Origin of the sequence: Gardnerella vaginalis, assembly GCF_001546485.1 — a bacterium.
Taxonomy (GTDB): Bacteria; Actinomycetota; Actinomycetes; order Actinomycetales; family Bifidobacteriaceae; genus Bifidobacterium; species Bifidobacterium vaginale_D.
In genome coordinates, this window is the sequence record NZ_KQ956843.1 from 1 (window position 1) to 20670 (window position 20670).

16 protein-coding genes and 1 pseudogene are annotated in these 20670 nt (G+C 45.3%); 2 read left to right on the plus strand and 15 right to left on the minus strand.

Going from position 1 to position 20670, the window contains the following annotated elements; genetic code table 11:
* Positions 1-72: 72 nt before the first annotated feature.
* From smpB to map, 6 genes and pseudogenes are all read right to left on the minus strand, one after another.
* Entirely contained in the window at positions 73-570 is a 498-nt protein-coding gene (smpB, locus tag HMPREF3208_RS01580) for an SsrA-binding protein SmpB (RefSeq protein WP_016637147.1), read from the minus strand.
* A gap of 172 nt (positions 571-742) precedes the next feature.
* Positions 743-2149, minus strand: coding sequence for a CHAP domain-containing protein (locus tag HMPREF3208_RS01585; RefSeq protein ID WP_064346902.1), 1407 nt, complete (start codon positions 2147-2149; stop codon positions 743-745).
* 171 nt (positions 2150-2320) lie between these two features.
* Positions 2321-3244 (minus strand): permease-like cell division protein FtsX, encoded by a 924-nt coding sequence (gene ftsX, locus HMPREF3208_RS01590; protein WP_032814340.1) that lies wholly within the window; start codon positions 3242-3244, stop codon positions 2321-2323.
* Positions 3245-3780: 536 nt separating this feature from the next.
* A pseudogene (gene ftsE / locus HMPREF3208_RS01595) lies at positions 3781-4794 on the minus strand (cell division ATP-binding protein FtsE); the annotation flags it as partial.
* A gap of 135 nt (positions 4795-4929) precedes the next feature.
* Positions 4930-6066: a peptide chain release factor 2 gene (gene prfB / locus HMPREF3208_RS01600; RefSeq protein WP_064346905.1), complete on the minus strand. Its 1137-nt coding sequence runs from the start codon at positions 6064-6066 to the stop codon at positions 4930-4932.
* A gap of 79 nt (positions 6067-6145) precedes the next feature.
* A complete protein-coding gene (gene map / locus HMPREF3208_RS01605; RefSeq protein WP_064346910.1) occupies positions 6146-6919 on the minus strand; it encodes a type I methionyl aminopeptidase in 774 nt (257 codons plus the stop codon).
* A 113-nt stretch (positions 6920-7032) separates the two neighbouring features.
* On the opposite strand from map, the gene HMPREF3208_RS01610 reads away from it, so the two are divergent.
* On the plus strand, positions 7033-9174 hold the full coding sequence (locus tag HMPREF3208_RS01610) for a M13 family metallopeptidase (RefSeq protein WP_064346912.1): 2142 nt from the start codon (positions 7033-7035) through the stop codon (positions 9172-9174).
* Between the two features lie 125 nt (positions 9175-9299).
* On the opposite strand, the gene HMPREF3208_RS01615 is transcribed toward HMPREF3208_RS01610, so the two are convergent.
* Entirely contained in the window at positions 9300-10496 is a 1197-nt protein-coding gene (locus HMPREF3208_RS01615) for a CAP domain-containing protein (RefSeq protein WP_230953044.1), read from the minus strand.
* A gap of 317 nt (positions 10497-10813) precedes the next feature.
* Between HMPREF3208_RS01615 and HMPREF3208_RS01620 the strand changes: the two genes are divergently transcribed.
* Positions 10814-11320: a single-stranded DNA-binding protein gene (locus HMPREF3208_RS01620; RefSeq protein WP_064346917.1), complete on the plus strand. Its 507-nt coding sequence runs from the start codon at positions 10814-10816 to the stop codon at positions 11318-11320.
* Between the two features lie 129 nt (positions 11321-11449).
* Here HMPREF3208_RS01620 and HMPREF3208_RS01625 read toward each other — a convergent pair whose 3' ends face one another.
* The 8 genes from HMPREF3208_RS01625 to prmC all read right to left on the minus strand — a co-directional run bounded on the left by HMPREF3208_RS01625 (position 11450) and on the right by prmC (position 20619).
* Positions 11450-13282: a proline--tRNA ligase gene (locus tag HMPREF3208_RS01625; protein WP_032814342.1), complete on the minus strand. Its 1833-nt coding sequence runs from the start codon at positions 13280-13282 to the stop codon at positions 11450-11452.
* Between the two features lie 78 nt (positions 13283-13360).
* The gene (locus tag HMPREF3208_RS01630) at positions 13361-14827 is read right to left on the minus strand and encodes a PIF1 family DEAD/DEAH box helicase (protein ID WP_064346919.1); all 1467 of its coding nucleotides are present in this window, start codon (positions 14825-14827) and stop codon (positions 13361-13363) included.
* A gap of 30 nt (positions 14828-14857) precedes the next feature.
* The gene (orn, locus tag HMPREF3208_RS01635) at positions 14858-15565 is read right to left on the minus strand and encodes an oligoribonuclease (protein ID WP_064346921.1); all 708 of its coding nucleotides are present in this window, start codon (positions 15563-15565) and stop codon (positions 14858-14860) included.
* Between the two features lie 87 nt (positions 15566-15652).
* Positions 15653-15970, minus strand: coding sequence for a hypothetical protein (locus tag HMPREF3208_RS01640; RefSeq protein ID WP_016637109.1), 318 nt, complete (start codon positions 15968-15970; stop codon positions 15653-15655).
* Between the two features lie 205 nt (positions 15971-16175).
* Positions 16176-17720: an IMP dehydrogenase gene (guaB, locus tag HMPREF3208_RS01645; protein WP_064346923.1), complete on the minus strand. Its 1545-nt coding sequence runs from the start codon at positions 17718-17720 to the stop codon at positions 16176-16178.
* Positions 17721-17772: 52 nt separating this feature from the next.
* Entirely contained in the window at positions 17773-18876 is a 1104-nt protein-coding gene (locus tag HMPREF3208_RS01650) for an MraY family glycosyltransferase (RefSeq protein WP_064346925.1), read from the minus strand.
* Between the two features lie 96 nt (positions 18877-18972).
* Positions 18973-19644: an L-threonylcarbamoyladenylate synthase gene (locus tag HMPREF3208_RS01655; RefSeq protein WP_064346927.1), complete on the minus strand. Its 672-nt coding sequence runs from the start codon at positions 19642-19644 to the stop codon at positions 18973-18975.
* A 60-nt stretch (positions 19645-19704) separates the two neighbouring features.
* Positions 19705-20619 (minus strand): peptide chain release factor N(5)-glutamine methyltransferase, encoded by a 915-nt coding sequence (gene prmC / locus HMPREF3208_RS01660; RefSeq protein ID WP_064346929.1) that lies wholly within the window; start codon positions 20617-20619, stop codon positions 19705-19707.
* Between the last annotated feature and the right edge of the window lie 51 nt (positions 20620-20670).

A 20670-nucleotide genomic window follows, 5' to 3' on the forward strand; every position in this document is an offset into this window, starting at 1 on the left:
TCGCGCGCTAAATCGCAGCGCGAAAGCAGGTCATCGTGCAAACGCGGGAAAGGTTGCAATCACTGACCGTATTCAGTCAACGCCACGAGCGCGCAAATTACGGTAACGCATAGCGCGCAAAGCTTCACGCTTATCCTGTTCTTCACGCAATGCTTGACGCTTATCAAATTCCTTCTTACCACGCGCTAAAGCAATCTCTACTTTTACGTAACTTCCCTTAAAATACAAACGCAATGGCACTACCGTATAGCCTTTTGCTTCAGTTTGTCTCGAAAGCTTAGCAATCTGTGCTGCATGAAGCAATAGCTTACGCTTACGCTTAGGCGCATGATTATTCCACGTACCGTTTAAATATTCTGGAATATTCGCACCTTCAAGCCACATTTCACCGCGACGATCGATAGTAACAAACGATTCAGCTAACGATGCTCGCCCCTCACGCAATGATTTCACTTCAGTGCCAGTAAGTGCAAGACCAGCCTCATAGCAATCTTCAATAGCATAATCATGATGCGCCTTACGATTTTGCGCAACAGTAACTGTACCATCTTGCGCAGGCTTCTTTACCATTATTGCCCTCCAATACGCATCAACTTATACATAACAAATACAAGAATCAACTATAAACAAAACTTGCCATAAGACATTACTATCTTATGGCAAGTGCATACAGTTCCAAAATCAGAGCGTCACATAACCCACAATAGCGCTACAATTTTGCGAACTATGAGCATTATAACCCTTAATAATGTACATACTCATAATTACCAGGATTATAAATAGTTTCATACGCAGGGAATGTTGCGAAACCAGTGCCACCTTCAGAAATAAGCACCGAACCATCGGCATTCACACGCTCAACAACAGCCACATGACCATACTGCCAATCAGCATTCCAATTACCAACACGCTGACCACGAGCAAATACCATTACCGCACCAACGTGTGGTGTACGATTCACTAAATATCCTAAACGACGACCAGTATTTGCCCAATCTGCTCCATTACCCATATAAGAGCCAACAGGAAGTCCCAGCTGCGAACGACGCAAATAAGCCCACAAAGTGCATTGACGTGCAGGATACGCAGAGCCACCAACAGTATTACCAGTATTATGACCGTAGCAGAAACCAGCGCGATCAGGACAATTACCAGGAACAGTATAATTCATGCCACTAGCAGCGCCATTAGAAAGCTGCATCGGAGGTAAGGAAACATTAACTCCGGCACCACCCTTAACCTGCTGACGATTACCAGCATTCGGATCAGCGCGAGCAACAGCCTTATTAGCAAGAGCACGAGCCTGAGCATCAATAGCCGACTTCATAGCTATAATCTCTGCAGCTTCACGAGCAGATTGCGAAGTTAAACTACTTTTTTGACTTTCTAACTGCTTACGAATATTTTCACCTTGATCGCGCAAGTTTTGCAACGATTTTTTACGATCATTAGCAGCCTGTGCAGCCAACTGTGCGCTTTGCGCTTGAGTATCCGCCTGCTGCTTAAGTTTTGCAATTTCTGTTTCAATAGCAGCTAAACGCTGGCGGCGGTTCATGGAAGTATTCAATGTGACAGCAGCATCATTAGCAGCATTCGCTTCACTACGAGCTACAGCAGCTTCCGACTGCAATTTACCCACAAACTGCTCAGTCGTAGTGGATTTTGTTACAATGCCCATAACATCAGAAGCTTGCGAACCGTGGAAACTTTTACGCGCTAACTGAGCTACCGCAGCTTTAGCATCATCAAAATCAGCACCAGTTTTTTTAATTTTTTCTTCCAAATTGCGCTTATCTTTTTGCGCAGATTGCAAACGCTGCTGCGTTGATTCCACAAGACTACGCGCCTGAGCAGCCTGTTCATCCGCCTGCTGAGCAGCACGCACTTGGCTTGGAATTTGACGCTCATTAAGATCGTTCAATTCAAGAATTTTATTCGCTAATTGCTTATTCACACCCGCAAGTTGGCGCTTCAAATTCTCATTATTCTGCACCTTACGGTTATACTCACTCATACTTACTGCGCGCGCTTCAGATGCTGTTAACACTGAGCCAACCACGCCAGCAAGCATCATGGTACCAGCAACAATTAAGCTCACTAACGTATGAGTGCGCCGAATTGCAATCATGCTACGTCGAGCCTCGCTCATATCACTTCCCTTTCCACATCACTACTGCGAATTATATCGTGACGCAAGGAACCACGCGAGCCAATGTCGCAAAACTTACATTTTACATCATGTTAGGACTCACATAAGTTCCACTCATGAAGTCAATTTTGATACTACACTAAGTTGATACTGCGCTAATTTAATATTGCGCTAAGCCTTCAAATATCGTCTTAGAGCAATAGCTGAAGCAATAATCGACAACACTACTGCACCGGCTACCAGCATTGGAACGCATAACCACACAGTAGATTGCGTTATAAATGGCATCCAACGAACATTTTGTGCAAGCCAATCAGTTACAAACACCTTTACAACCAAGCTTAATGCCGCGCCCGCAAGCAAAGAACCAGCGAAGGAAGCAAAAGCACCTTCAAGAATAAACGGCATGCGAATAGTCCAGTTAGAAGCACCAACTAAGCGCATAATTTCGGTTTCTTGACGGCGGCTCGCTGCAGACATACGAATCGTAGTGCCAGTAAGCATAATAGCTACCACAACCATAACTGCTGCAAGCACAATCGTCACAACAGTAGCGCGATTAAGTACACTGAAAACAGGATCGAAAATTTGTCGCTGATCAACAACCTCTTCCACACCATCTCGCCCAGAAAGAACTTCCGAAACAACCTGGTATTTCATAGGGTTCGTGAGCTTCAAACGAAGCGAATCCTGCATATCTGCGGCTGTAAGCGTTCTACCCTGATACATTCCATTAGGGTACTGCTTTAGGAAGGTATTTTTGTAAAATTCGTTACGACTTACGTACGTAATATTTGAAACGTCGTCGCCTAATTCTTGGTGAATAACATGCTCAAGCTTTACTATTTCAGCGTTTGTTGGGGCTTTTCCAGAAGCGCAGGAAGGAGATTGACTTGTGCCGTCTGGGCAAAGCCATGCAACAACCTCAACCTTGTCGTACCAGTCGCCTTTAGCTTGAGTAATCTGAGCCTGCATTAGCACAGAAGCGCCAATAAAAAGGAAGGAAATAAACGTTACAAGCATAACGGAAAGAATCATTGAAACGTTACGGCGTAAACTAATGCATGTTTCGGAAAAAATGAATCTTAAACGCATTACTTCGCTCCTTCAGCTTCGCTCGCATTATTATTGTCACTACTATTGTTGCTATTACTCTTGTCGTTAGTAGCGTTAGTATCGCTGCCATTATTACCGTTATCATTGTTTGCAGATGACAGTGCAGATTGAGGAGGAGCTGGCGGCATTGGAGGAAGAGACGGCTTATTGAGAACCTCTTGCTGCTGCGGCACATGATTGTCTACTTCTTGTTGCGATTCATCAGCGCTTACAGCATCCTCAGCATTGTGAGCAGATTCAGGATTGTGAGCAGATTCAGTATCCTCAATATTGTCGGATTCTTCACGCATAACTGACTTTTCTAACTGAGCTTGCGAATTATCTGCACTATTGTTAGCGCTGTCTACTGAATCAGTAGCAGTTTGCTTAATATTGCTAGCTATATCGTTGTTAATAGTTTTATCGTTAGTAGTTTTATCGTTAGTAGTTTTATCGTTAGTAGTTTTATCGTCAGGAGTTCCACTTTCAGAAGTCTCATGCTCAATATCGTCATCCTGCTTATCGCTCACAGAAAGCAATCCACGACCCCAAGTCATTGTTGTTTCCAAAGACTGGAACACTTCGCCATAACGACCAGTACGACCAGAATGAACCGACTGAGCTAAACGAGCAATTCCCTCATTCTCAGAAGTATTACCTTGCAAGGATTGCGTTACAATATCAACTGTTTCTTGAGCTTGAGCAGCACGCTGAGCTTTTTTAGAAAGTTTCTTATGACGTTCAGTATGATGCGTTTGATGAGCTGAATCTTGAATCGCATGACTGTCTGAATCATCAATGTTTCCAACAGATTGTTGTGCTTTAGACTTCTGTTCAACGTCGGAATCTGGGAAGTAAAGCGCAGAATCGTAAGATCCCTCGCGCTCATCTCGCACGATTTTACCCTCATGAAGCTCCACAACTCGTTTACGCATAGAGTTCACGATTTCCTCATTATGCGTAGCCATAACAATTGTAGTTCCTGTGCGATTAATAGCTTCCAAAACTTCCATAATACCAAGAGAAGTAGTTGGATCCAAGTTTCCAGTAGGCTCGTCAGCAAGCAAAATTTGTGGATGATTTACATATGCGCGAGCAATTGCCACACGCTGTGCTTCGCCGCCGGAAAGTTCGTGCGGATAGTTATTTTCCTTACCAGTTAAGCCAACGGTTTCCAGAACGCGCGGCACAAGCGAACGAATAGTCGCTCTACTCGTACCAATCACTTCCAAAGCAAAAGCAACATTTTGATAAACTGTTTTATTATTAAGCAGCTTATAATCCTGGAAAATAAAGCCAAGAGATCTGCGATACTGCGGAACCTGACGGTTAGAAAGTCTACGCAAATCGTTACCAGCTACGTGAATTTCTCCACCATTTGCTTCTTCTTCACGAAGAAGCAAACTCAGCAATGTAGTTTTGCCAGAGCCTGAAGCACCAACCAGAAACACAAAATCGCCGCGATCAACATGCAAAGATACGTCATCTAACGCAGGACGCGTACCTCGAGGATATATTTTTGACACATGATCTAATGAAATCAGCGACATTGTTTCAATCCTTCCGAAGATTATGTGTAATTGTTAGTTTTTGAGCGTAATTTAAACTTATATTTAAGATTCCACTCAAGATTCCACTCAAGATTCCGCTTAAGATTTTACCTAAGATTCTTCTTACAGCTCTTCTTAAGATTCTGCTTCAGCTTCTTTTTGAGCCGCAACTCGCTGCTCGTGACGCCAACGAATGCCAGCTTCAATAAAGCCGTCAATATCGCCGTCAAAAACAGCCTGAGTTTGCGAAGTTTCGTAGCCAGTGCGCAAATCCTTCACCATCTGATACGGGTGAAGCACGTAGGAGCGCATTTGGTCTCCCCAACTTGCCTTAATATCTCCAGCAAGCTCCTTCTTTTTAGCAGCTTCTTCCGCATGCTTAAGCACCAGCAAACGAGATTGCAAAACTGCCATTGCAGCGGCGCGGTTCTGAATCTGACTGCGCTCATCTTGCATAGAAACAACTAAGCCGGTTGGCAAATGCGTAATACGAACAGCAGAATACGTAGTATTCACACCCTGACCGCCAGGACCTGAAGCTTGGAAAGTATCCACGCGAATGTCGGAATCTGGAATATCAATATGATCCGTAGCTTCAACAAGAGGAATTACTTCAACAGCAGAAAAACCAGTTTGGCGACGTCCTTGATTGTCGAATGGAGAAATACGAACCATCCTGTGAGTGCCACCTTCTACAGAAAGGCGACCATACGCGTACGGTGCATCCACTTGGAAAGTAGCGGATTTAATACCAGCTTCTTCTGCATAAGACGTATCCATCATCTTTGTTTTGTAGCCGTTTCGCTCAGCCCAACGCAAGTACATGCGAAGAAGCATTTGAGCAAAATCAGCAGCATCCACACCGCCCGCACCAGAACGGATCGTAACAACGGCAGATCGAGCATCATACTCGCCGTCAAGAAGAGTCTGAACTTCCATATCGTCCAACTCGTGAGCAATAGAGCCAAGCTCCTCTTGAGCCTCGCTCATGGAATCAGCATCGCCTTCTTCTTCACCAAGCTCAATCAAAGTCTTAGTATCCTCAATGCGCTGCTCAACAGTTTGCAAACGCTTCAATTGAGACTGAGCTGCAGAAAGCTTACTGGTAACTTGCTGAGCATGCTCAGAATCATCCCAAAGCCCAGGCTCAGCAGCCTGCTTTTCTAAATCAGCAATCGTAGCCTTCAACGAATCGACATCTAGTGCTTTAGCAATCGAAGAATACTTTGCTTCAACTTCATTTAACGCTTGGGCAAAATCAAATTCCGCCATTTACTTAACGTACCTCTTTACATCTATCTTACGCAATTACTACTCGCGAAATACTTACAAAAATCAACTCTTTATAAGTCTAGCGTACAGTCAAAATCTCTGGGCCATTTTCAGTAATCGCAATAGTATGCTCAGTGTGCGCACCACGAGAACCATCAGCAGAGCGAAGAGTCCAGCCGTCCTTAGGATCTTGGTAAATCTCGTCAGTAGTCTTTAAGAACCATGGCTCAATTGCAATCACAAGACCTGGGCGAAGCTTATAGCCGTGATGAGCAGTACCGTCGTTAGGAACGTGAGGATCACCATGCATAATATGACCGACTCCGTGACCGCCAAACTCAAGATTTACGCTGTAACCATACTCGTGAGCAACGCAACCAACAGCTGCAGAAATATCGCCAAGACGGTTGCCAGGCTGAGCCATGTTAATGCCAGCCTCCAAAGCTTCCTCAGTGCACTTAATTAAGCGTAAATCCTCAGGATCTGCATGCTTTCCAACAACGAAACTAATAGCTGAATCACCAACCCAGCCGTCGACGTTAATCGCCAAATCAAGAGTTAGCAAATCACCATCTTTAAGATTGTAATCGTAAGGAACACCGTGAAGAACAGCATCATTTACAGAAGTGCAAATATAGTGCGCAAAAGGACCTGTTCCAAAATCAGGAGCGTAATCAACATAGCAAGAAGAAGCACCTTTGCGGCTCATAATACGCTGGCGAACGAAGGCATCAATTTCGAGAAGATTCGTGCCAACTTTGGTCATTGCTTTCAAATCTTTAAGAATACTACCTACAAAGCGACCTGCAGGTTTCATCGCTTCAATCTCAGCTGGAGTTTTCAGTTCAATCATGCTTCAAGACTAACGCGCAGGCACGAAAATAGCGCAAGATAGCGCGAAAACATAAGGAAAATATAACGAAAATATTAGCTCATAGTGTCGCTTAATACTTGTAAGCTAAATTCATGCTTAATAACAATGAAAACAATAATAAAGGCAATCACGAATCACAGAAAGAAATTTCTGCTGTAGATTTCGATCCAGCCTCCTTCTCATCAGTTACTCGTCCACAAGACGACTTGTTCCGTTACATAAACGGTCCTTGGATTGACACTTACACTCTTCCAGACGACCGCCCAATGTACGGCGCTTTCCACAAACTTGCAGAAGATGCAGAGACGCAAATTCGAGATATTTTAGAAAGCGAAGATTGCTCAGCTAAAAAGTCGCAAACTTTATACCGTAATTATTTGGATACTGCAGCTATTGAAAAAGCTGGAATTACACCAATTAAAAGCGATTTAGACGCTGTTGATTCGGCTAGCAATAAGGAAGATTTGGTTCGCACTCTTGGCTCACTTAACCCTTACGGCGGACCGGACGCAATGTTCTATTTTGGCGTTTACGGGGATCCTAAGGACCCTAAGACGAATATTATGCATATTGAGCAGTCGGGATTGGGCTTGCCGGACGAAGCGTACTATCGCGAAGATAATTATGCTCCAATTCGCGCTGAATACGTAAAAATGGTAGCTTCGCTGCTGCGCTTAGCTGGTTACGGTGACGCAACTACTACTCAAACGCAAGCCGAGCGTTTCTTGAATGTTGAAACGCAGATTGCAAGCAAGCATTGGGATAACGTAGCAACTCGCGATTCTCAAAAAACTTATAATCCTTACACTTATGTAGATTTAGCAAAAACGCTTGAAGCGCTGAATCTCGACGCTTTCTTAGATGCTGCGCAAAAAGCGTATGATAATTGCGAAGAAGCAAAGCACCAGCCAATCAATCTTCGTGAAGCTTTTAACAAAGTAGTAGTTCACGAGCCAAGCTTTATAGAAGGATTGAATAAGATTTGGCAGGAAGCTGACTTAGAAGATTTGAAGCTTTGGGCGCGCGTGCACGTGATTTTGTGCTGGGCAAGCCTGCTGAGTGAAGACTTTGCCGAAGCTAGATTCGACTTCTACGGCAAAGTGCTTTCTGGTGCCACAAAGCAACGCGACCGTTGGAAGCGAGCAGTTGGAGTTGTTGACGATGCTTGCGGTGAGGAAGTTGGTCGCGAATACGTGCGCCTGCACTTCCCTGAATCTTCTAAAAAGTATATGCAAGGCTTAGTTGACAATCTTATTAACGCTTACCGCGAGTCGATTTCGCATAGTAGTTGGCTTGGCGAGGAGACTAAGGCGAAGGCTTTGGAAAAGCTTAGCAAGTTTGAGCCGAATATTGGTTACACGAATCATTGGGTTGACTACTCTGCGCTAAATATTAAAGAAAACGCTGGTTTAGTTGAGAATATGCGCGAAGTTTCTCGATTCGGCTTTGGTAGGAATACTGCAAAAGCTGGAAATCCTGTAGACCGCGAAGAATGGCAGATGACTCCGCAAACTGTGAACGCTTACTACGATCCTCTGCTGAACGTAATCGTATTCCCGGCTGCTATTCTGCAACCGCCATTCTTTAACCCAAGCGCTCCAGACGCAGCAAATTACGGCGCTATTGGTGCCGTGATTGGTCACGAAATCGGCCACGGTTTTGACGATCAAGGTTGCGAATACGACGGCGACGGCGTGCTTAACAATTGGTGGACTGAAGAAGACAAAACCAACTTTACTGAGCGCACTAAAAAGCTTATTGAACAATACAATGCTTTTACACCAACGCAATTGATTGTTAAATACTCTCACTTAAAGAACAAAGAAGAGCGCAATGCAATGCCTCACGTAAATGGCGCTTTAACAATCGGCGAGAATATTGGCGATTTAAGCGGCGTAACTATTGCACTGAAAGCCTACGCTTTCGCTTTGCAAAAGAGCGAAGGACGTGAAATTGACGGAAGTGAAGATGCTATTCGAGAAACTTTGCTGAACGCTCCTGAAGTAGATGGTTTCACTGCTTTGCAACGATTCTTCTTAAGCTACGCGTTGGTATGGCGTTCTAAAGCTCGTAACGAGATTGCGGAACAGCTGCTTCAAATCGACCCACACTCCCCAGCCGAATGCCGAACTAACGGCATTGCTCGAAACGTAGACTTGTTCTACGATGCGTTCGATGTTAAAGAAGGCGACGAAATGTGGCTCGACCCTGCTGAGCGCGTACACATTTGGTAAGTTGCGAATAAATCGCAAATAAGTCGCGAATAAGTCAAAAATAAGTCAAAAATAGAAGCCTGCAGACGCTTAATAAACGTTTGCAGGCTTATTATTTTCTATTTTTATTAATATTTTTAGTAATATTATTGTTTATCTTTTGAATTATCAGAAGATTTTTCACTTCCGCCAGTTTTGCTATGCGCAATATGCTTCACGTGCAAACTATTTTTAGTAATCAGCCTTCGTTTTAAGAAAATCCAAGCTGCTACTGCTACAACGCATGAAACAAGCGCGCTTGACAGCACAATAACAAACGGCATAAACCCATGCGTTACACTACTTTTTTTCATAGCACTCGCAAATTTTTTATGATGCTTATGTTTTACGCGCCTTCCATGTTTTTCGTGAGCAACAACCTTTTTCTTAGCTTCCTCATCTTTACGCTGCTGCTCTTCTTTCTTTTTTTGTTCCTCTTCAGCACGCTTTTTTTGCTCTTCGGGAGATTCAGGACCAATTTTGCCATCAGGATAATCAATATCCCCGTTATATTCCGACAGCGTTAGTGCGCCAACAACACCATAAGGGCCACCCGAAGCCTCTCCGTAGCCGAAAGAAATATTGCTAGGATTCAAGATTTGGTACAAGTGACCATTATCTTCGCTAAAAGCTCCTGCTGTGGCTCGCAATGCCGATTCTTCATTCTGAATCCACAGCTGCATAGAGCCAGCAAGATCCACTCCCCAACTTAAATTTTCAGCCCACGCCTTTCGACCCGTATAATCAGGCGCACTCACACCATCTGGACCAAAATGACCAAACTTTCCATGCTGAGCAGTTTCTTGCGCACGACGAAATGCATCCTGCTCATTCGCAGCATCATATTGAATATTATTTACATACGCTTCTTTGCTGAGACCACAACGACTCACATAATCTTGCAAAGGCATGCCATTAAAATAAGTGCCACGATTATCGTAAAGACGCGATCTTGCATTACGAATAGAAGCGAGAACATAACGAGCCACACTGTCAGACTGAATAAAAGCAGTAGTGGAAGCAGTGTGAGTTGTTTGAATGATTGGGTTCTGTTGATATTGGTGCGAATTTTCTACAGTAGAATCAGTAAAATTTGCGAATATTGCGTATGCAGGTAAACTTGCAGTCGAGCACATAGCCAAACACACAGCCAAGCACGCAGCTAAGCACGCAATTATTACAGCACTCGTACGCACTAATGCATTCTTCGCAACATCTTTTGAAACATGTATTGAAGGATGCGCTAAGGCACTTACGCACATAGCAGGCTTATATTTTGCCTCTTCATAGCTGTTTTGCACCATACATATCTTCTTCACTGCATTCAATATTTTCAACACGTCTGCTCAATGTTACCTTGCGATAAGGAATTATGATGCATATACAGATACAACTGTGGGCAGCGTTACTACATATTTTGTTATGTCAAGAGATGTATTACATTGTGGATACAACATAGCTTTTAACCACAAGAGAAGAATTTTCTAGCAAAGTTGTTGCGCAAAGTTCATAGTTATTACTACTGCGGCATTTCCTCATGGCTGCGAAGCTCAGGGGCAATGGTGGCTCTGATTTCGGGGCTGAAATGGCTGCAGTCCAATTTGTGAAAGGATGATACAACATGGCACAACAACAGTCCACGGTGACGATAAGCGGATACGTAGGAGCTGAACCAGTCAGTTTTGGACGTAATGAAAATTTTCCAGCTTGTTCGCTACGCATTGCAAGCACACAATCATATTACCGTAACGATGAGCACCAATGGCACGATAGGCCAACTACATGGATGACAGTGAAAGCATACCGCACTTTAGCTTCAAATGTGCTGAAAAGCGTACATAAAGGCGATGCAATTATGGTCTACGGTAACCTAAGTACCGAAAGCTGGACGAAAGACGGAAATGATTATAATCGTTTAATTTTGGAAGCCTGCGCTATTGGACATGATTTGAATCGCGGAACTACGCAATTTACCAAGCGTACAAATCAATCAGATACCAATAATCAAACTGAAAAAAGTGCACAAACTGAAGAACATACTCACAGTGAAAAAAGTGCACAAACTGAACAAACTAACTCTCACTCACACGCTATGAACGACGAATTTGGGGGTGATGCAGATATCTAAAGAAAAGAAAATAAAATAATATCTCTCGCACCACGATAAACAATAATGCCGCCAGGAATATTACTATTCTTGGCGGCAAATTGCGATTTATAAAAACTTACGCAAGCAAAGCGTTACGCAAGTAAAGCGTTACGCAAGCAAAGCGTTTACTCGCTCAGCGATGCGGCTTGCAGCCTCATCAACTGGAACTGCTTCAACATCAGAACCATCACGATTGCGGATTTCAATCGTGCCATTATTCACGGTATCGCGGCCAGCTACAGCAATCAGAGGCACGCCAACAAGCTCAGCATCCTTAAACTTCACGCCTGGAGAAACCTTTGGACGGTCGTCGAAGATCACTTCAATTCCCTGCTTACTCAGCTCCTCAACAACCTTCTCAGCAGCATCGAAAGCAACCTGATCCTTGCCAGTAGCAACAACATGAACTTGAGCTGGAGCAATAGCCATAGGCCATGCGAGACCAGCGTCGTCGTGATGCGTTTCTGCCAAGCATGCGAGCACACGGCTCACACCAATGCCGTAGCAACCCATCCAAACCGGCACAGCCTTACCGTTTTCGTTAAGAACGCTTAAGCCCAAAGCCTTAGAATACTTTAAGCCGAGCTGGAACACCTGGCCGATTTCCACACCGCGTTCGAAGCTAAGCGGACCGGAACCATCTGGGCTCATATCGCCGTCACGAACTTGTGCTGCTTCAACAACGCCGTCTGCTTCAAAATCGCGTCCGTACACAGCGTTGTAAACATGCTTTCCTTCTTCGTCGGCTCCTGTAATCCAGGCACTTCCCTTTGCAACGTGAGCATCCATCAAGTAGCGAACAGGATTTGCAATACCCCTACCCTCTTGGCGAGCTTGAGGACCCAATACGCTAAAGCCAATGTAGCCCTTTACAAACTCAGGATGAGACTTCAAATCATCCTCAGTTGCTTCTTCAATTTCTGCAGGAGCAAACTGAGCCTCAAGACGCTTCATATCTACCTGGCGATCTCCCGGAATACCAATAGCAACAATTTCGCGCCATGGCTCCTCGTGCTCGCCGCCTTCAGCGTCTGCCGGATGCTTAACAGCAATAATAAGGTTCTTCAAAGTGTCGGAAGCTTGCCATTCGCGTCCATCTTCGCGAGGATGCAAATCGTTAGAAACCTTCACCAAAGCTTCAATCGTCTTAGCATCTGGAGTTTCGAGAGCTTCTGCTGCAGGAGTTGCCGAATAATCAACATCTTGCATTTCTGGAGTGGTCAAAGCCTCAACATTCCAAGCTTTTCCGGAAGGTGCAAGCGCAAAAGTATCTTCACCAATTGGCATTGGAGCCAAGAACTCTTCGGAATCAGAACCACCCATTGGGCCAGAAACAGCGTGAACAATCACGTATTTAATGCCCAAACGGTCGAAAATGCGAGCGTAAGCAGCGCGCTCTTCAACATAAGCAGACTTCAAACCATCTTCGTTAATCGAGAACGAATAACCATCTTGCATAATAAACTCGCGGCCGCGAATAAGGCCAGCGCGCGGACGGAATTCGTCGCGATACTTCGTTTGAATCTGATACAAAGTAACAGGTAAGTCCTTATAGGAAGAATACATATCCTTAACAAGGAGCGTGAAAACTTCTTCGTGCGTTGGAGCAAGAAGATAGTCAGCTTGGTGGCGATCCTTTAAGCGGAAAATGTTATCGCCATATTCTTCCCAACGGTGAGTGGCTTCGTAAGGCTCACGCGGAAGAAGCGCTGGGAAGTGAACTTCCTGCGCACCAATGCCGTTGATTTCGTCGCGAATAATCGCTTGAACCTTGTTTAAAACCTTAAGTCCTAGCGGAAGCCAGGTCCACACGCCTGGGGCAGATTTGCGAATATAGCCTGCGCGCTGCATAAGTTTTGCGGAAGTCACGTCCGCGTCTGCAGGATCCTCGCGCAGCGTACGAAGGAACAGCTGAGACATACGAAGTACATTGGAATTCATGCGTTCCAATCTATGTGCGCATGAGGACATAAACACTTGTTTACACTACTAAACAAACTCACAATACGTAATTTTCAACTAAAACTCGTTATCGAATCCAAACTCGTCATTAACAGTGCTATCCATACTGTCTGCGCTAACAAAAATATCAAGCTCCTGCTGATCCGCAAAATCAACATCTTCTTTTTTAGCAACAAACGCGGAAGCACCCTCGCTAAAAAGCAGCTCACTCGCCCGCCGTGAAGCCTCACGCAAAGATCCGTCGAGCAGTACAGCATCTGCTGAAACACTAAACGCGCGATCGTTAATACCTTCCAAATAAAGCCCGCCCAGATTTTCCACGCGCGAAAGCGCCACGTATCCCATTCCGGGAGCGAAAGTTCTACGCAAATCCATTACCGCACTGTCAAGTGTCATGCCTTGAGACTTATGAATCGTAATTCCCCACGCGCAACGAAGCGGCACTTGATTTACGCTAGCAAGAACCGTTTCGCCGTCTGTCATTTCCCAAGCAGCCGGCTTAAGAGTCACAATATTGCCATTTTCAAACTCAACAATTGGCCATCCGCCTTTAGATTCAGGCGCGAACCTCAAAACACGCCCAACAGAGCCGTTTACGTACTGCTTTTCCTGATCGTTTCGCAACGCCATTACAGCAGCTCCAGCCTTCAAAACTAAACGCTCCGGAGCAAGCATATTCTTCTTTAAGCGCTCAACAAGATTCTTAGGACCGGCTTCCGTTGCCACAAACTCGTGGGGTTCCGCATCAATTGCCGCAAGTTTAGCATTATTTAATCCGTCTGCTTGCGAATTCGTTGGGAAAAGATGCACTGCAACTTCGTCATCTTCCGGATACTCACCAAGGCGACTAGCAAGCACTTGCTTGTCGTCGTCACTTACAAGACCGCCACGAATATCCGTTAAAACTTCAAGCAATTTGCCATCATCCTGACGATGCTGCTCAGTTAAGTAGCATACAGTCGGCTTTAAAGCATCCCATGCGAAAGATTCCGTAATATAGCCTTCCGGATTTTTGCCGGCAGCAGCATACTTTTCGCGCGACGAAATGAACTCCTCGCTAGGCTCGAACACGTCGCGATTTCGCATAGAAGTGCTTACAGGCGGAAGTTGGAAAAAGTCACCTGAAATAACTACTTGAAGTCCACCGAAAGGAGCTGGATTTTTGCGCACTTTACGGCACACTTCGTCAACCATGTCAAAAAGCCACGCGTGAATCATAGAAACTTCGTCCAGAACGAGCACGTCCGTAGCTTTTATGCGCTTTCCTCGCCGAGCTCTAATGGTTTTAAGAAGTGTATCCGTAAGCGCGTTTGAAACTCCCACCCCGCTCCACGAATGAATGGTTTGACCGTTCAAATGCGTTGCCGCAATGCCAGTAGAAGCAGTTACAGCAACACTTAAACCGTTTTTTCGCATTTCGCGAATAGCTTCGTTTAATACGTAGGTTTTACCTGCACCCGGAGCGCCTGTAATGAACACGCTCGCGCCAGCGTTGATTATGGTTAAGGCTTCGGATTGCTTCATTGGCAGTACCTTTTATTGCGTTTAATACGTTTAATAGTCGCGCTTTTCCGCGGAATTTACATCTTCTAGCGCTTCACCGCGACGCTCGTACTCGCGAAGTAAACTCGTGCTTTCAATGTGTTGCGCGCCCGCTTTTGCTTGAGCTTCGCTTGGGCCTGGAGCTGGAACGAACATCATATCGCGGTAGTAGCGAAGCTCGTCAATCGACTCAATAATATCCGCGAGCGCACGGTGACCGCCGTGTTTTGCCGGCTTATTGCGGTAAACGTCCGGATAAAGTCTGCGCGAAATCTCCTTCAACGTACTTACATCGATGACGCGGTAGTGCAGATTTGCCATTAAATCTGGCATGTAACGGTCGAGGAACTTTTTGTCGGAGCCGACTGAGTTTCCAGCAAGATGAGCTTTTCCGCGAGCTGGCAGGAAACGCTTTACGTACTCAACAACCTGCTTTTGCGCTTCTTCCAAAGGCAAACCGTTCTTATTCCACTCATCAACAAGTCCAGAAGAAGTGTGCATATTGCGCACAAAATCATTCATATGAGCCACAGCAGCGTCGCTTGGCTTAATCACTAAATCAATGCCGTCGTCGAGAACTTTCAAATTAAAGTCGGTTGGAACTACAGATACTTCGCATAATTCGTCGTGGAAAATATCGAGTCCAGTCATCTCGCAATCAATCCAAATTAAGCGCGATTCTTCCGGCGTAAACGTAAGATCTTCCTTAGCTTCAGCCATTTTCGTTCCTTTCCTAATATTTTTTTGAACTCATTAGCCTACATCTTCGTAGAGACGACTTTGAATTGAGTTGTATGAAATACTGATTTAAGCATCTAATAAATCCTGCATAAGTTCATCTGTGTTATTAAATGATTTTCCCTCATGAGCTTCAGCTTGACGACGAGCTTCGTCAGAAAGATCAACTGGTTCAGAGACTTTGCCAATTTTAAAATTGCGAATTGCTTCATCCATACTTTTAAGAGTTCGGGAAGATATACTCTTTGGAACAGTAAGCTCACGTGGCTCTAATAAAATACAACCATTATCACATTCTTTAACATTGTAATAAGAGTATTTAGCACCGCGCAGCGTTACACGCTTTTTACTATCAAGACGAACGTCATAATCTTTCACTACTTCCACAAAATCACCTCATTTTTAGTGGGATATCCCACTAACTATACAATAATTTTATACTTTTTGCCAAAACGAAAAACGACGAAAAGCAGGCAAGTTGTAGATAACTTGCTTAACTTTTCGCCGTTTAATGCAAAATTACTTGCGATTTACACGCAATTTATACGCAATTTAATCGCATACATAGCGCACACCACGCGCACCACGCGATTTAGTTGTGGAAACCGCTGTAGTTTGGCGCTTCTGCAGTCATCACAATATCGTGAGGATGCGATTCGCGAAGGCCAGCATCCGTAATGCGAATAAAGCGACCGCGCTCTTGCATTTCTTTAATATTGTGCGCACCAACGTAGAACATGGACTGATGCAAGCCACCAAGCAACTGGTAAAGCACAGCATTCAGTGGACCGCGATATGGAACTTCGCCTTCAACGCCTTCTGGAACCACCTTATCAGAGCTGGTAACGTCTGCCTGGAAGTAGCGATCCTTAGAATAAGACTTCTTACCGCGAGGAGCCATTGCGCCAAGCGAGCCCATGCCACGATACAGCTTGTACTGCTTGCCGTGAAGAAGAACCTTTTCACCTGGAGCTTCTTCGCAGCCAGCCAAAGTACCACCGAGCATAACGGTGTCCGCGCCAGCGACCAAAGCCTTAGCAATATCGCCAGAATAGTGGATGCCACCGTCTGCAATGCACGGAATTCCAGCAGCCTTGCAAGCCTGAGCAGCGTCGTAAACAGCAGTAAGCTGAGGCACACCAACACCTGCAACAACGCGCGTAGTGCAAATAGAGCCTGGGCCAACGCCAACCTTTACAGCGTCAACGCCGGCATCAATCATCGCCTGCGCACCCTGGCGAGTTGCAATATTCCCACCAATGATTTGCACAGCATCGAAAGCCTTATCTGCCTTAATGCGACGAATCATATCGAGAGCCAAGCGAGCCTCGCCGTTTGCGGTATCAACCACAAGCACGTCAACTCCAGCTTCCATAAGCGCGCACGCACGCTGCCAAGCGTCCCCAAGGAAACCAATACCAGCGGCAACGCGCAAGCGGCCCTGATCATCCTTAGTAGCATCTGGATACTGTTCAGTCTTTACAAAGTCCTTAACAGTAATCAAGCCTGTAAGCTTACCGTCAGCATCAACCAAAGGCAACTTTTCAATTTTGTTATCCGCAAGCAAGCGGTGAGCATCTTCCTTAGAAATATTGGAAGGACCAGTGACGAGATTTTCACGCGTCATCACATCCTTCACTTTCAAGCGATCGTAATCTTCAGAAGCAATGAAACGCATGTCACGGTTAGTAATAATACCAACTAAACGATTTTCGCTATCTACTACCGGAAGACCAGAAATATGGAAACGCCCGCACAATTTATCTAAATCGGCGAGCGTTGCGTCTGGGTGAACGGTAAGTGGGTCGGTAATCATGCCCGACTCGCTGCGCTTAACAATATCAACCTGCGCAGCCTGATCATCAATAGAAAGATTGCGATGAAGTACGCCAATACCACCATTACGCGCCATGGCAATAGCCATATCGGACTCGGTAACAGTATCCATAGCTGCCGAAATAGTCGGCACTTTCATGGTAATTTCGCGAGTCAGCCGAGTGGAAGTATCCACTTCGGACGGAATAACATCAGTTTCGTTTGGAAGCAAAAGGACATCGTCATAAGCGAGACCGAGCTTCTCGAAAATTGGTGGAACAGGAGCATACACGGATTTCGTGTTCATATCAGTTGTAGCCATAGGGTTACTATACGTTTTTGCTATGACGTTTGCCGAAACTCCGCACGAAACGCTACGAATTGCGAAGTTCGGGCAGGCGGCGACGCAAGTACGGCATCATTGTGAGCACAGTAAGTAGCACAGCAGCAAGAATCATGCCAATAAGCACATACACAGCTTTGAAGAACAAAATCATAATAGAGCCAAACGCAATCAGTGCTGCCCATCCCCATAAAATAAGCACAGCACCCTGCACAGAATGTCCAATTCTCAACATGCGGTGATGCAAGTGCATGCGATCCGGATGCATCGGCGACTGCCCTTTGGCAACGCGCCGCGTAATCGCCAGGCACATATCAAGAACTGGCAAAAACAGCACAAGAATCGGCAACAAAATCGGCATAAATACAGGCAAATAAATACTCGTGTGGACGGCAGAAGGATCCAAATGACCGGTCATAATAATCGACGCGCACGTAATTAAGTAGCCGATAAGCATGGAGCCAGAATCGCCCATAAAAAGTTTCGCAGGATGCCAATTATGCAACATAAATCCCGCACACATGCCCACCATAGCAACGTCAATAAGCGTTGCCATTGAAGCGTAGGACGGCGATGTGCGAGCAAGTATATACGAATAAGTTGCGAAAGCAATACCGCCAATTGCAACAATTCCGGAAGCAAGTCCGTCTAGTCCATCCACAAAATTTACTGCATTAATTGAAGCTACGATGAGTATTGCAGTTATGGCGATTGATACGCTTGGTGACGCCGTTACAAGGGAGCCGAGCGGCAAAGTTACGATTTGCAACCCTCCCCATGCCACAAAAACAGCTATAAGCAGCTGACCGGCAAGTTTTAGCATCCAATCTAAATCCCAAATGTCGTCGCATACCCCAAGCAGGCATATCATAACAGCCCCAGCGAGCACCACCCACGGCTGATGCGAGCCTGCAAAAAGACCGGAAATAAACGGCATAGAACTAGCGAACGCCATCGCTACTGCGAAACCAAAAAGCATACCTACCCCACCCATGCGCGGAGTTGGAATAGTATGCACGTCGCGCGCGCGAACTTTACCAACAGCTCCCATGAGAATCGCAAGATGACGCACAAGTGGCATAATAAGCCACGTAGCTCCACCTGCAATGGCCGCAATAAACAGGTATACCCTCATCGGCTATGTCTTTCTGCTATTTTAATATTCGCTTGCTTTATTTGATTGTATCGATTTGACGGTACCGCAAAATTAGTAAATACTTTCGTACTTTCGTTACTTTCGCAAAGCCGCGCGAATTTCGCGCTCCGAAATCACTCCTTCGCGGAAAATCACGATGCCGTCTTCGTCGTTTGAATCTGCACCAACTACCGTGCTTGCCACATGCGAGCGAGTCGGACCTGCGTTCAAATACAGAGGGATTTCGTCACCAAAAGCATCCACTGCTTCTTCGACGCTGTCTGCACTTTCGTTACCGCTGCGATTCGCACTAGAAGCCGCAAGAGGTCCCGTTACACGCAAAATCCGCATCAATGCTGCACAATCTGGTACACGTACACCCTGCGTCGCTTCAGATTGTGCATCATTTTGCGCATCACTTTTATCTGTTTTGCACAGCGTTGCAAGATGCGAAGCAACCGAACCTTCCTTCGCGCGCGCAATCGGAGAATATCCACCTGGAAGGAACTTTTCTCCTAAAATATCAAGCGGAGAAGGCAAATAAAGCCCAAGTTTTTTTAAATCTTCTACTCCGCTCATTAAAATTTGCAGTGCTTTTGCACGAGGCCTACGTTTGAGTTCGTAAATTTTTGCAACCGCTTTCTCATTAAACGGGTCGCAAGCAACGCCATACACAGTGTCAGTCGGCACTACAATTACGCCACCTTCGTTAATAATTTGCGCTGCCATTTGCAGTGATTCTTCGTTGATATTGCAAATTTTGCTCATTTTTGCCTCTTTCATTACCCCTTGCTTCTTATGTTGCTTCTTAGCTTTTTATTCTGCTTCTTATTTTATTGCAAAAGTATATCTTGGTCTGCCTGTTAAATCGTTGCCAACGCACGAACGCACAAAACCTATACTTTCTGCGTATTTTTGAAGCGCATCACCTTGCGAAATATCGTGCTCCATCACCAGCGCTCCCCCGGGACGAAGTAACGAGAAAGCCGCGCGCATAATCTGCTCCGGAATAGCTAAGCCGTCCGCAGAACCGCCGTACAACGCAAGCGGAGGATCATATTCGCGCACTTCAATCTGTTCCGGCACTTGAGTTTCTGGCACGTATGGCGGATTCGTGATTACTAAATCTACTTTGCCGCAAATTTGCGCAAGTTCCGGAGTTAAATCCGAAATATGCGCTTTTGTTGCATCACCAAGCACAGCATGATACCTGCCCAATACATGCAGATTTTCCTGCTTTTTTGCAGTTTCTTCAAAATTTTTTTGTAAATATTGGAAAGCTTTAGGAGATTTTTCTATAGCCCATACTTGCGCATCCGCAACTTCCGTCACAACTGACAATCCGATTGCACCCGAGCCAGCACATAAATCTACTACCGTAGGCTTACTAACACGCGATTCTCGCAGCCAATCCAATCCAGCTTCAACTACCATTTCAGTTTCCGGGCGCGGCACAAAAACACCCTTGCCGACTCGCAAATCTAAGTAGCGAAAAGGCGCATGACCAACAATATGTTGCAATGGCTCGCGAGAAGCACGTCTACTAACGAAAGCTTCATAACGATCAACATATCCAGCAGAAATATGAGCAGAACCAACACCATTACCCATCAGCAATGCCTTATTAAGTTCAGCTAAGCTCACGCCGCATGCTTCCGCAAGCAGTAAACGCGCGTCATATTCTGCCGATTCTACGCCTGCTCGACTAAGCCGCATAGTAGCATTTCGCAAAAGTTCACGCATCATAGAAGCTTAATTTCTACAAAATAATTTCTACAAAATAATGCTGAACCA

What these genes read in the sequence shown, in the direction of transcription:
- HMPREF3208_RS01655 (WP_064346927.1), bottom strand. Translation starts at nt 19,644, where the DNA reads ATGAGCAAAATTTGCAATATCAACGAAGAATCACTGCAAATGGCAGCG.
- orn (WP_064346921.1), bottom strand. Translation starts at nt 15,565, where the DNA reads ATGGCTGAAGCTAAGGAAGATCTTACGTTTACGCCGGAAGAATCGCGC.
- smpB (WP_016637147.1), bottom strand. Translation starts at nt 570, where the DNA reads ATGGTAAAGAAGCCTGCGCAAGATGGTACAGTTACTGTTGCGCAAAAT.
- HMPREF3208_RS01620 (WP_064346917.1), top strand. Translation starts at nt 10,814, where the DNA reads ATGGCACAACAACAGTCCACGGTGACGATAAGCGGATACGTAGGAGCT.
- HMPREF3208_RS01585 (WP_064346902.1), bottom strand. Translation starts at nt 2,149, where the DNA reads ATGAGCGAGGCTCGACGTAGCATGATTGCAATTCGGCGCACTCATACG.
- prmC (WP_064346929.1), bottom strand. Translation starts at nt 20,619, where the DNA reads ATGCGTGAACTTTTGCGAAATGCTACTATGCGGCTTAGTCGAGCAGGC.
- map (WP_064346910.1), bottom strand. Translation starts at nt 6,919, where the DNA reads ATGATTGAACTGAAAACTCCAGCTGAGATTGAAGCGATGAAACCTGCA.
- prfB (WP_064346905.1), bottom strand. Translation starts at nt 6,066, where the DNA reads ATGGCGGAATTTGATTTTGCCCAAGCGTTAAATGAAGTTGAAGCAAAG.
- ftsX (WP_032814340.1), bottom strand. Translation starts at nt 3,244, where the DNA reads ATGCGTTTAAGATTCATTTTTTCCGAAACATGCATTAGTTTACGCCGT.
- HMPREF3208_RS01615 (WP_230953044.1), bottom strand. Translation starts at nt 10,496, where the DNA reads ATGGTGCAAAACAGCTATGAAGAGGCAAAATATAAGCCTGCTATGTGC.
- HMPREF3208_RS01630 (WP_064346919.1), bottom strand. Translation starts at nt 14,827, where the DNA reads ATGAAGCAATCCGAAGCCTTAACCATAATCAACGCTGGCGCGAGCGTG.
- guaB (WP_064346923.1), bottom strand. Translation starts at nt 17,720, where the DNA reads ATGGCTACAACTGATATGAACACGAAATCCGTGTATGCTCCTGTTCCA.
- HMPREF3208_RS01625 (WP_032814342.1), bottom strand. Translation starts at nt 13,282, where the DNA reads ATGAATTCCAATGTACTTCGTATGTCTCAGCTGTTCCTTCGTACGCTG.
- HMPREF3208_RS01610 (WP_064346912.1), top strand. Translation starts at nt 7,033, where the DNA reads ATGCTTAATAACAATGAAAACAATAATAAAGGCAATCACGAATCACAG.
- HMPREF3208_RS01650 (WP_064346925.1), bottom strand. Translation starts at nt 18,876, where the DNA reads ATGAGGGTATACCTGTTTATTGCGGCCATTGCAGGTGGAGCTACGTGG.